The organism is Sphingomonas sp. UYP23, from assembly GCF_054059235.1.
This window is the reverse complement of record NZ_JBSSBX010000001.1, coordinates 3870873-3883165: the sequence shown is the minus strand read 5'-3', so window position 1 is coordinate 3883165 and position 12293 is coordinate 3870873. Positions and strand designations below refer to the sequence as shown.

General features: G+C 68.6%; 9 protein-coding genes and 1 riboswitch. Of the genes, 1 reads left to right on the top strand and 8 read right to left on the bottom strand.

What is annotated here, in order from left to right; genetic code table 11:
- Window positions 1–16 precede the first annotated feature (16 nt).
- The 8 genes from ACVWYO_RS19145 to ACVWYO_RS19110 all read right to left on the bottom strand — a co-directional run bounded on the left by ACVWYO_RS19145 (window position 17) and on the right by ACVWYO_RS19110 (window position 10623).
- Window positions 17–1696, bottom strand: a complete 1680-nt coding sequence (locus ACVWYO_RS19145) for a diguanylate cyclase domain-containing protein (protein WP_457353511.1) — start codon at window positions 1694–1696, stop codon at window positions 17–19.
- Window positions 1697–1817: 121 nt separating this feature from the next.
- Window positions 1818–4808, bottom strand: coding sequence for a TonB-dependent receptor (locus tag ACVWYO_RS19140; protein WP_457353509.1), 2991 nt, complete (start codon window positions 4806–4808; stop codon window positions 1818–1820).
- 104 nt (window positions 4809–4912) lie between these two features.
- The gene (locus ACVWYO_RS19135) at window positions 4913–5791 is read right to left on the bottom strand and encodes a FecR family protein (protein ID WP_457353507.1); all 879 of its coding nucleotides are present in this window, start codon (window positions 5789–5791) and stop codon (window positions 4913–4915) included.
- A gap of 2 nt (window positions 5792–5793) precedes the next feature.
- On the bottom strand, window positions 5794–6321 hold the full coding sequence (locus ACVWYO_RS19130) for an RNA polymerase sigma factor (protein WP_457353505.1): 528 nt from the start codon (window positions 6319–6321) through the stop codon (window positions 5794–5796).
- 116 nt (window positions 6322–6437) lie between these two features.
- Window positions 6438–7187, bottom strand: a complete 750-nt coding sequence (locus ACVWYO_RS19125) for an acid phosphatase (RefSeq protein WP_457353503.1) — start codon at window positions 7185–7187, stop codon at window positions 6438–6440.
- A complete protein-coding gene (locus ACVWYO_RS19120) occupies window positions 7184–8242 on the bottom strand; it encodes a phosphatidylinositol-specific phospholipase C1-like protein (RefSeq protein WP_457353501.1) in 1059 nt (352 codons plus the stop codon). Before ACVWYO_RS19120 ends, ACVWYO_RS19125 begins: the two co-directional genes overlap by 4 nt.
- Window positions 8243–8333: 91 nt before the next feature.
- Window positions 8334–8888: a YkgJ family cysteine cluster protein gene (locus tag ACVWYO_RS19115; protein ID WP_457353499.1), complete on the bottom strand. Its 555-nt coding sequence runs from the start codon at window positions 8886–8888 to the stop codon at window positions 8334–8336.
- A 58-nt stretch (window positions 8889–8946) separates the two neighbouring features.
- Window positions 8947–10623, bottom strand: a complete 1677-nt coding sequence (locus ACVWYO_RS19110) for a chloride channel protein (RefSeq protein WP_457355057.1) — start codon at window positions 10621–10623, stop codon at window positions 8947–8949.
- Between the two features lie 232 nt (window positions 10624–10855).
- A riboswitch (cobalamin riboswitch) is annotated at window positions 10856–11082 on the top strand.
- Window positions 11083–11252: 170 nt separating this feature from the next.
- Here ACVWYO_RS19110 and cobW point away from each other — a divergent pair.
- Window positions 11253–12290 (top strand): cobalamin biosynthesis protein CobW, encoded by a 1038-nt coding sequence (gene cobW, locus ACVWYO_RS19105; protein WP_457353497.1) that lies wholly within the window; start codon window positions 11253–11255, stop codon window positions 12288–12290.
- The last annotated feature ends 3 nt before the right edge of the window (window positions 12291–12293 follow it).

The following is a 12293-nucleotide window of genomic DNA, read 5'->3' as shown; positions in this document are numbered from 1 at the left end:
GCGCGCACCGCCGCGATCAGCCGGGGTCCGTCCAGCGTGCATGGCGCGCGCGTTTCGCCGCGTAGAGCGCTAAATCGGCGCGACGCCACACCGCCGTGAAGCTCTCCAGCGCGGTCGCGCCATCGCCCGGCTCGGTCATGACCACGCCGACGCTCGCGCTGATCGGCACCTCCGATTCGCCCTGCAGCATCGGCGCGTTGAGCGTCGCTTCGATCCGTTGCGCCGCCGCGGCGACGCGCTCGGCGGTCGATCCGGGAAGCAGGACGGCGAATTCGTCACCGCCGAGTCGCGCGACATGGTCGGTCGGGCGGACAGCCGCGCGCAGACGCTGCGCCACCTCGACCAACACGGCGTCGCCGACCGCGTGGCCCATACTGTCGTTGACCGCCTTGAAGCGGTCGAGATCGATCGCCACCACGCCCAGCGACAGGCCGAAGCTCGGCTGGCCCGCGCTCGGTCCGGCGAGCCGCCGGTCGAGCCCGCGCCGGTTGAGCAGCCCGGTCAACGGATCGGTACCTGCGGCCGCCTCGGCCGCGAGCTGGCGTTCATGGTCCTCCGAAATGTCGATCGTCACGCCGACGATGCGTAGCGGGCTCCCATCGGGGGCGCGCAGCAGGCGCCGGTCGCAGCGCATCCAGCGCGGCCCGGCAACGGTCTGCAATTCATATTCGACCGACGTCTCGTCGATCGTCCCGTCGAGCAGCGCCTGCACCGATGCCGCCTCGCGCGTGGCGGGCACGATCCGCGCCGCATAAGCATCGAGATCGAGCGACCCGGCGGTCTCGCTACCCGAAACGAAGCGCTGGAACGAGGGGGACATCTCGAAGCGCATCGTCTCGACGTCGATATGCCAGAAGCCGCCGCGCACCGCCTCCATCGCGAGCATCAGCCGGGCGGTGACTTCCTGTTGCTCGCGCTCGGCCTTGCGGCGCTCGGACACGTCCTCGATCTGTGCGATGAAGCGCACCGGCGTGCCGTCGAGACCGCGCACCGCGGAGACGGCGAGCGTGGCATGGACGATCTCGCCACCCGCACGCAGATAGCGTTTGTCCATGCGATAGCTGCTCCGCCGGCCGGCCAGCAGCTGGCGGAACTGGCGATCGTCGGCATAGACGTCGTCAGGATGCGTGATCGCGCGGAAATCGGTCCCGACCAAGTGCGCGCTCGACATTCCGAGCATCGTCGCGAACGCGCGATTGACGCGCTCCATCCGGCCGTCGGGATTGGTGACCACCATCCCGACCGGGGCATGATGGAAGGCATCGTCGAACATCCCCTCGGTCTCGACGATCCGCGCCTCGAGATCGCGGCGAACGCTGATATCGGTGACCAGCACGACCACGCCGCGCACCTGCCCCGTCGTGTCGAGATCGGGGACATAGCTACCCTGGACGTCGCGCGCGTTCGCGCCGTCGAACAGCGTATATTCGGCGGTGACCGAATCTCCCTTCAGCGCCTGCTCGATCAGGCCCCGCACGGTTGCATAATTCGTCTCGCCGACGATCTCGCGGCACGAACTGCCGACGATCTGCGCCGGCGCGAGCCCGCGCCACGCCGCATAGGTCGCGTTGGCATAGCGATAGCGCAGATCGGGGCCGAAATAGGCGACCAGCCCCGGCAGCATATCGAGCAGCCGCGAGGCCGAGGGGAGCATCAACGGCGAGGGCCATATCGGATCGGCGTCGAACTTGGTCATAAGACCACATAGATCAAGTTTAGTTAACCGATCGTGCGTGTTTTTCCTTGCCGTCAGGTTGCCACCGCAGCCCTGCGAGATGCGCCGCCTGGCCGAACGCGGTCCGGCCAGGCGGAACGGATCAGAATTCCGCGGTCACGCCCACCGAAAAGGTCCGGCCGCTCGTCGTATAGACTTCGGGTCGGTCGTAATCGACGCTCGCAAACTGCCGGATCGCGGTATTCGTCAGATTGATCCCCTCAGCGATCAGCCGCACGCCGGGACGCAAATTCACATGCGCCTGGAAATCGACGTTGTTGGTGCCCTTGATGCCGTCGCCGGCATTGGCATAGGCGTTGCTCGCCCCGGTCAGATACTGGCTGCGATAGGCGTCGGACACGCGCACGCCCCACACCGTGTTTTCGTAATAGAGCGTCGCGTTGGCCGCCCATTTCGACAGATTGTAGAGCGGCAGGTCGCGCGGCACGCCGCTGAAGAACACCGTCTGGTGCCCGTCGAACCACGTCCCGTTGGCGACGACGCCAAGATGCTTGAGCACGCCGGGCAGGAAGGTGAAGTCGTGCTGGAACGCCGCCTCGATCCCCTTGATGTTGGCGCCGGGGCCGTTGATCGGCTGGCTGACGTCGAAGATCGTGTTGGCATCCTCGCCCTGCACCAGCAGCGACAGCGGCAGCCCCGTCTGGCCATAGGGGATCTGCTGCGTCGAGGAGACGATGAAGCTGTCCATATGCTTGTAGAACAGGCCGACCGACGCGAAGCCGGTATGGCCCATATACCATTCGACCCCGCCCTCGATCGAGGTCGCCTTGTATGGCTTGAGATAGGGATTGCCGAGGCTGAGCGATCCGCCGTTGGGGCGCGTCGTGATCGAGCCCGCAGCGGCGAGATCGCCGAGCCCGGGCCGGTTGACGTTGCGGCTGGCGCTGAGGCGCACGACGACGTCCTTCGCCACGTCGAGCGCGAGATTGGCCGCAGGCAGGAAGCCGTGGCTGTTGGTCGAGATCGACACCGCCGAAAACCCCGTCGGCGTCGCGAGATGCCCCGAGGAGATCAGGTCGGTCGAATAATAGCGCAGGCCGGCATTGGCGCGCAGCCGCATGCCGCCGACATAGGTGTCGAGATCGACCTGCCCGAACCCGGCATAGGTCTTTTCATCGACACGGTAGTCGCTGCCCGCCTGGAGGTTGGCGGCGGTCAGGCTGCGCGGATCGCCGATATAGCTGTAGATGCCATCGACGTTGCCGACGATATATTGCGTCAGCGTGTCGACCCCGACGGTCTGCTTAAGCGCGTTGGGCACGGCGATGTCGGCGGGGACGTTGTGGAACACCTTGTTGACCCAGGTGTAGCCGCTGTTGATGAAATGCTTGAACTCGCCGCCCGTCTTGAAGGTCAGCGCCGGGGTCAGCTTGTAGGCGCCGTCGAGCTTGGCATTGGCATATTGCGTGGTGATCTTGTTTTCCTGGACGTCGAGCCGCTGCACCGCCCAATTGTTGGGATCGGTGATGTCCTTGCCATAGGTGTTGCCGGGTACGGTCGGGCGGTCGTCATAGCTGAACGGCGTGTTCTTCAATTCCATGAAGACCTTGTCGAACACTGGCTGCCCGAAATCCGATTCCTCATAGCCGCCGAGCGCATGGAAGCTCAGCCAATCGCTGACGTCCCAGCTGGCGTTGACGACGCCCTGGTAGAAATCGGTGTGGTTCTTGACGATGTGATGCTCGGAGCGGAGATCGATCCCGGTATAGCTCGCCGCGCGCAGCGTGTTGGTCTTGTCGATCACCGCGCTCTGGATCACCTGCGTGCCAGTGATCGAGGTGCCGGTCAGCGCATTGATGCCAGCCGTCGCGATCGCATAATCGTCGCGATGGTCCTGCAGGCGGCCATACAAGCCGTCGATATCGAGCTTGAAGCGGCTGCCGGGGTGATATTGCACCGACGAGGTGATGCCGAGCCGCTTGCGATCGGTGAACCAGCTCGACGGCGATTGCGCGGTCGGCTGCCACACGCCCGCCAGCAGATTGGCGCGCGTCGCGGCATCGATGTTGGGGCCGATATTGGCGGCGTTGTATTTGGTGAGCCCCCAGCCCCAGTTGCGATAGCCATATTCGTTGTTCTTGATCTGGCTGTACGCGACCGAGACGAGCGCGCCGAAATCGCCATGCCGGGTCGAGGCGAGCGCGACGAAGCGCGGGGTGATGCCGCTGGTATTGTCGTTGGTCTGCCCCTTGGCCGAAACGACGAGCTTGGTGCCCGGATAATCGAACGGCCGCGCGCTCGACAGCTGGACGGTGCCGGCGATGCCGCCTTCGTCCTGCTCGGCCGAGAACGACTTCTGCACCGCGACGCGGTTGAACAGTTCCGAGGCGAACAGGCTGTAGTCGAACGCGCGCGAGCGGGTCACGCCGCCGCGATTGTCCATCCCCGAGGCGGTGTTGCCGAGCACCTCCATGCCGTTGAGCTGGGTCCGCGTGAAATCGGCGCCGAGCCCGCGCAGCGCGATCTGGCGGCCCTCACCGCTGTCGCGCGTAATCGTGATGCCGGGGACGCGCTGGAGCGACTCGGCGAGGTTGAGATCGGGGAAGGAGGCGATGTCGGTGGCGAGGATGTCGTCCTCGGTGCCGACGGCGCGGCGCTTGAGATCCTGCGCGCGCTGCAGGCTCTGGCGATAGCCCGAGACGATGATGTCGGGGCCGCTGTTTTCCGTGCCCTCGGACGGCGCCGGCGCAGGCTCGGCGACGGCGCGCGTCTCGACCTTGGTGGCCCGTGCGCGCGTCATGCGCGGCGTCGCGCCCGGCTTGAGCACCGCGACGCTGCCGCGGATCGAGGCGGTCAGGCCGGTGCCGTGGAGCAACAGCGTCAGGGCGTCCCGCACGCTGTGGGTGCCGCTGATGCCCGCGGTATGCCGCCCCTGCACCGCCGCTGGTGCGACGAGCACCTGGACACCGGTCGTGCGCGAGAATTCGGAAATCGCGCCGCGCAGGTCGGTCGGCGCGATCGCGAACGCCATGCGGCGCTCGAACGCGACCTGGGCGGCCTGCGCGGGCGCGGCGACGGCGGTGGTGACGACGGTCGCCAGCCCGGCGAGCAGGATCATCTTGGAACGGTGCATGCTGGTTTCCCCCTTGCGCGCCATGCGGCGCCTCGAAAGGGAAGACGGGGAAAGGCGGCGATCCGGACAAAAGAAAGTTGTTACGATTTACAGGCATTTACGCGTCACTTTTGTGACGTCGGGTGAGCCTGCAATCGCAACCTCTTGCTGTCACCCTGGACGGTAAAACCATAGGCGTCGCCGACCGCTTCGAGCAATTGGCGCGGCTGGTCGAGCTTGAAACGCCCCGACAAGGGCAGGTCGGCAAGCCCGGGCGGCGGCGCGGCGATCACCGGTCCGCTCCCGCGATTGAGCGTCGCGACCATATCGCCGAGCCGCATCGCATCGGTGTCGAGCCAGCCATGCCGCCAATCCTGCTGCGCCGCGTCGAAGCGCGACGGCGCGCCCGCGACACCAGCGCGGAAGCGCGAGCGCCAGCCGGCCGGAACGATCACGCTGCCGCCAGCGCGCACGGGCCTGCTCGGCCCGAACCGCACGCGCCCGCGATAGACCGCGAGCCGCACCGCGCCATCGGGGGCGAGATCGACGTCGAACGCGGTGCCGAGCACCTGCGTGTCGGCCTTCCCCGCCTTGACCGAGAAAGGGCGGGCCGGGTCGTGCGCGATGTCGAAATAGGCCTCGCCGTGGCGGAGCACCGCACTGCGCGCGTCCGCCGCGAGCCGGATATCGACCGCGGTCGCCCCGCTCAGCCGGACGGTCGAGCCGTCGCGCAACTGGAAACGGCGCTGCTCGCCGCGCTGGGTTTCGAGATGCGCGAGCGCGACCGGTCGCGTGCTCCCCATCCCGCCGAGCCACACCCCGTACCCGGCAACCAGCAGCAGCGCGGCGGCGGCACCGCTCGCGCCGACCTTGCGGCGGCGCTTGGCGCGCATCGCATGGACCTGCGCGTCGGACAGCCGCTCGCTTGCGGCACAGGTGGCAAGCGCTTCGAGCAGCGCCGCTTCCGCGACGCCGCGCGGCGCCGACGCCGGTTTCGTCGCCACGCTCATGCCCCCTCGCCCAGCGCGAGCCCGCGCCGCGCGAGCGCATGGCGCAGATCGGCGACCGCACGGCCGCAATGGCGCTCGACCGCGGCATTGGTCATGCCGAGAGCGGCGGCGATCGTCGCGATGGGCTGCTCCTCGAGCCGGCGCCGCGTGAACACTTCGCGGCGGAGCGCGGGCATCGCCTTCAGCGCGCGGATCAGCACATCGACGCGCTCGCGATAGGCGAGGATCTCGTCGGCGCGCGGCGCGGGGCAGATCAGCTCTTCGGACACCGCTTCGGCGACACCGACGCGGCGCATCCGGCGCAGATGATCGTTGATCAGGTTGCGCGCGACGGTGAAGCAGAACGCGCCGACATCGCCGATCGAGCGCGTGCGGCGATACTCGTACAGCCGGACGTAGATTTCCTGGACGATATCCTCGCTATCGGCGCGGTGCCCGAGCCGACGCTCGACGAAGCGCTGGAGCAGCGGGCGCAGATCGCCATGCTCGCTGGCGCGCGACAGCGTGGACGCGTGCTGCGTCATCGGCGGAACGCGCGCAGGCGCGACAGGTCGGTCATCGGTCGCTCCCCTGCGGACGGAATGCCGCGATTCGTCATGCGCTTAGCTTTTCTGCGTGAAGCCCGCATGACAGTCGCGGCTCAGCGCAGCGCGCGCGCTTCGGCGGCACAGCGCGCCGCCGGGATCGGCGACGCGGTCGTCCGCAGCGCGGCGAGCTCGGTGCGCGCGGCCTCCATGTCGCGGCGGAATTCGGGCGAGGCATGGAGCGTCGCGACCACCACCGATCCCGCCATGAAGCCCGCCTCGACCGCGCTCGCGCTATGCGACCCGCAGATAGAGCGGCTCTCGCCGTAAGCCCGGCCGCGCGCGAGGATCTCGGTCGCGCGTTCGGGCATCAGTTCGGCGAGCAGCAGCGCGCTCGACCAGCCATTCGTGGTGTGCCCTGACGGGTAATCGCCATTGCTCGCCAGATGCGCCGTCTTGGGCTCGCAGATCGGCGCCGCGTCGTTGAGATACGGGCGGCGCGTGGCATAGCCCTGCTTGACGCGATCGACCATCGCCCCGCCGCCGGCCAGCGCGAAGACGCGCAACGTCGCCGGCGCGGTCTTGGCGTCGAGCTGCATCCCGATCGCACAGGCGAAGGTGGTGAAGCGATCATCGGTCACGTCGCGCGTCGCGACCTGCCAGCGCTCGCTCCCTTGCAGCGCGCGGGTCTCGCGGAACTGCGCGCGGTCGGCAATATTGCGCGGCGAGCCCGGCGCGGGCGGCGGCGGCAGGATCCGCATCAGGTCTGGCAGGGGCACGTTCGCGAGATACGGCTGCGGAGCTTGCGCGGCGGCGACCAGCGCGCCGCCGGCGAGCAGCGGGAGAAGCAGGCGGCGGGCGCTCACGGCTGGCGTTCCAGCACGGCGTCGCTGCACCCGGCCGGACGCCGCACCGGATTGCAGCGTGCCACCGCGCCGTCCGGCAGATGCACCTGATACCCGCCGACAAAGCGCGGGTCGGGCCAGAGATAGTCGGTCGAGATATATTGCGCCCCGCTCGCCAGCGCGGCGTCGCGCGGGCGCGTGTCGTTGCTGCGCGCTTCCTTGGTATTGGCGTCGGCGCGGGTGCGGACGAGATAGCCGGCGGCGACATCGCGCTTGATCCGGGCGCCATCGGCGACGGGATCGTTGAGCGTCAGATAGGCCGCGGCGGGGGATTGCTCGTCGGTGTTGATGAAGAACACGCGCCCCTCGAGCGAAGCGCGCTTGCCGCGATACACCGCGACCTTGGCGGGCGGCTCGTCGAGCGCGAACAGAAAGCGGCCGCGCGCCGTGTCGAGCGTCGGCCATTGGTTGGCGAGCACCGCGTCGCGCAGCGTCGGGTAGCGGCCCTGCACGTCGTCGGGCACGATCAGCATCGCGGGCGTCATCACCGAACGGATTTCGGCATCGAGCGCGTCATAGGCGGCTTCGGTGAACGGCAAGGCGTCGATCCCGCCGCGCGCGGCGTTCTTCTCGTCCTTGGCGTTGAACATCAACAGGATCGGCACATGGCCGGGATGCGTCGCCGACCAGCTGCGGATCTGCGTCAGGCATTCGGTCAGCAGCACGCAGCTGCTCGAATTGTCGATGCCGGGGATATGGAGCACCTTGAACCCCGGCCGCAGCAGCTTGGGGTCGCTCGATCCCTTGGCGTAATGGCCGCCGGCGGGGTCGTAATTGACGTCGATCTCGAGCTGCCGCGCGCCGGCGTCGAGCTGTTCGACGAGCGGGCGATGCGCATAATCGAGCGCGTCGGCGATCTTCGGGTCGAACGCGCGCAGCTTGACCATCGTCGCTGCCGGCATCGCCAGCTTGTAGCTGTTATGCGTGCCGACCACGCTGATATCGTTCGACCGCACCGGAACGGGCACGGGCGGGAGCGGCGGCGCGAGCAGGGCCGCGAGCAGAGGCAAGATCATCGAGATTGGGTCCATCACCGGCGCCGCCGGATGGCGGACCCGCACGCGCTACGCGCGGATCGCTACGGGACGATGACAGGCCGCGCGGCGGTTATGCTGCGAAGACGCCGTAGCGTGCGCGCCAGGCCGCCACTTCGTCGTGCAGATCGGCGGGCGCCGGAGTCCCGGACAGAACGTGGGTGGCGATCTCGGCATCTGGATGCATCAGCATCTTCTCCGCCCCGTCGCTGAACCAGACGGGAACGAGCTGATCGCACACGCTGTCGAGCACTGCGGCGGCCATGCCGTTCGCGATCGCGTCGCTCCCGGGGAGCGCGCGGACGGTGATCGACATGCCCTCGAGACAGTTCTCAGGATGCTGGACGAAATTGAGCGAGACGAGCAGCCCCGATCGATCGGGCCGCGCGCCCTCGGGCATCGCCGCGACGCGCCGCCAGGCGCAGAACCAGGTCCGGCAGATGCGCGGACGGACGGCATGGATGCCGCATCCGTGCGCGCCGAGATGGACGCACGGCGTCCCCGCAGGTTTGGAGAATTCGGGGGTATTGACCGTCAGCACGGTGCAGCACGCCGTGCAATCGCCGCAGGAACGGTCGGCGAGGACCGGCCCGAGCAGCGTGGTTTCCAAGTCGGTCTCTGTCTCCACGCCGCGGGAGTGCCGCGATCCGGGGCGGAAGACAAGGGCCGCGGATCCGTACCCCCGGCTAGCGTTCGCCGAACAGGTCGCGCTGGGTCTTTTCCAATTCCTCGGCATAGCGCCGCCGGACGAACGATTCCGACACGATCCCCAGCACCGCGCGCGTGTCGTCGAGCACGGCGAGCTCGTCGGCGCCCGACGCGTCGAAGCGCCGCATGACTTCAGCGATATCCGTCGCCGGCGTCAGTGCCGCGTCCACGTTGATCGCGAGCGTACCGACCAGCGCCTGCGGGTCGAGCCCTTCGGCATAGGCCGCCGGCGTCTGAACGATCCCGGCATAGTGCGCGGCGCTATCGACCAACACCGTGCGGCTCGACGATCCGAGCGGCACGTGGCTGCGGAAAACGCCAAGCGGCGTGTCCGCCGGCATCGCGGCGACGCCGCGGCGCATCATCTGCCCCGCGGTGAGCGTCTTGACCCAGCCGACGTCGCGCGCGCTCTTGATCGTCTCGCCGCGCAGGTGGAGCCGCCAGGTCGAGAAGCTGTAGCCGAACGTCTCGCGCACGATCGCCGAGGAGACCAGCGCCGCCGCCAGCACCGCGCCGGTCAGCGCGAAGTCCTGCGTCGCCTGCAGCACGACCATCGCCATCGTCATCGGCCCGCCGACCACCGCGACCGCAAGTGCCGCCATCCCGACCAGGGCGGCATTGCGCGGATCGACCACATCGTGCCCGACCACCATCGCCAGGCCGCCAGCGAACAGATGCCCGATCAGCGTCCCCAGGAAGAGCGAGGCGAAGAACAGCCCCCCGCGAAAGCCGAAGCCGAGCGACACGATCGACGCGGCGCATTTGGCGAAGAGCACGAGCAGGATCAGCGTGAGCGGCGCGCCGAGCGCGAGATCGGCATGGAGCGCGCCATGCCCCGCCGACAGCGCCTGCGGCGAGACCAGCGCGATCGGGATCAACAGCACGCCGCCAATTGCGGGCCGTGCCCAGTCGGCCACCGGCAAGCGCCGCGTGCCCGCCTCGACCAGGGCGACCGCGCGCATCAGCAGGATTCCCAGCCCTGCGCAGATCGCGCCGAGCACGGCATAGATCAGATAATGATGCGTCTCGGTCGGCATCGTCGCCGCGTCGATGACATAGGGCTGCGCGCCGAGCCCCTGCGCGACGAGCGTTCCCGCCAGCGCCGCCGCGACCACCGGCGCCAGCGCCGATGGCGTATAGGCGCCGATCACGATCTCGAACGCATAGAAGGCGCCCGCCAGCGGGGCGCCGAACGCCGCGCCGATCGCGGCCCCCGTGCCTGCGCCGACAAGGTTGCGCAAATCGGCGCGACGCAGGTTGAACGCCCCGCCCGCGAACGAGGCGAGCGCCCCGCCGAGCTGCGCATAGGCCGCCTCGAGCCCGACCGAAGCGCCGAACCCGTTCGACAGCACGGTCTGCCCGGCGATCACGAGACTGTCGGCTGGCGACATCCGCCCGCCATGCAGTGCGTTCGCCTCGACCGCATCGACCAGCCGCCGCCGGCGCGCGCGCACCGCCCAGGAGAAAGCGGCCAACACCAATCCGCCGACCGGCAGCATCAGCAAGGCGATCAGCGGCAGCGACGGCATCGCGCTGAGCCGTGCGCCGGGCGGCAGGTCGTACAGCACGCGCTGGATGCCGCGCGCGAGCGCACCCTGGACGACGCTCAGCAGCCCTGCCCCGGCCCCGACGATCGTCGCGAGCACGATGAACATCGCTTCGCTCGCGCGGACGCGGCGGCGAAACCATTTCAGGAGGAGCACGGCGCGCAGCGGACGTCCTTATCGACGGAGTCGGTCACGTCGCCAGAACCGCCGACGCGGTGCCGAGCGCCCTAGCGCGCGAAATGCAGCCTGCCAACGCATCGTGCGGCACAGGCCCTCCCGCGAATGATCAATTGGCAAGCCGGTGCGGCGCAGCTAAACGGATGCGTAGGAACCTAATTCGGTTCTCGATGATCGCGCCGGTGCCCTGCGAGGGGCTTGAATGGGAATGCGGTGCGGGGTTCGCCCCAAATCCGCGGCTGTCCCTGCAACTGTGAGCGGTGAGCGACGGCGTCAGGCTCCTCTCTGGAGCAGCCACTGGGATGGTGCATCGAGCGATGCATTCCTGGGAAGGCGATGCCCGAGCTTTGACCCGCAAGCCAGGAGACCTGCCGGCGATAAGGTCGCTCTTGCTTCGGCCCAGGGGATGGCTGCGGCACGGTTCTCCGTCTGAGCGACGAACCTGTGTGGCTGGGGCCGCATCGGTGTGCGCTTGCGGAGGGCTTTCGGCGCCCCACCAATGGCGCGCGCCGACCGACATGAGGTCCCCGCCGTTCGTTGCCAGCGCCGTGGGAATCCCGATGTCCGACCTTTCGAAAATCCCCGTTACTATCGTCACCGGCTTTCTCGGCGCGGGCAAGACGACCCTCATCAGCCATCTGATCCGTCAGTCGGGCGGGCGCCGGCTCGCGGTGATCGTCAACGAATTCGGCACGCTCGGCGTCGATGGCGACATCCTCAAGGGCTGTGCGATCCCCGATTGCCCGGCGGAGAATATCGTCGAGCTCGCCAACGGCTGCATCTGCTGCACCGTCGCCGACGATTTCATCCCGACGGTCGAGACCCTGCTCGCGCTCGATCCGCGGCCCGACCATATCCTGATCGAAACCTCGGGGCTCGCTTTGCCCAAGCCGCTGCTCAAGGCGTTCGACTGGCCGGCGATCCGCTCGCGCATCACCGTCGACGGGGTGATCGCGCTCGCCGATGCCGAGGCGGTCGCCGCCGGGCGCTTCGCCCCCGATCTCGCGGCGCTCGAAGCGCAGCGCGCCGCCGATCCCAGCATCGATCATGAAACCCCGCTGTCCGAAGTGTTCGAGGATCAGCTCGCCTGCGCCGACATGGTGCTGCTCACCAAATGCGACCTCGCCGGCGCAAATGGCATCGCCACAGCGCGAGCGGTGATCGCCGCCGAGACGCCGCGCGCGCTGCCCGTGCTCGAACTGATCGATGGCGTCGTCGATCCGCGCATCGTGCTCGGCATCGGCGCCGCGGCGGAGGACGATATCGCCGCGCGCCCGTCGCATCACGATGGCGAGGACGAGCACGAGCATGACGATTTCGACAGCATCGTCCTCGACTTCGGCGAGATCGCCGCGCCCGATGACCTCGCCGCGCGGATCGAGGCGCTTGGCGGCGGTGGCGACGTGCTGCGCGTGAAGGGTTATGCCGCGGTGGCGGGCAAGCCGATGCGGCTGCTCGTGCAGGCCGTCGGCGCGCGCGTCCGCACGCATTACGACCGGCCGTGGCGGAGCGACGAACCGCGCGCCACGCGCCTGGTGGTGATCGCCGAGCGCGACCGGCTCGACCCCGCAGCGATCCGGGCGGCGCTGCAGGGCTGACGC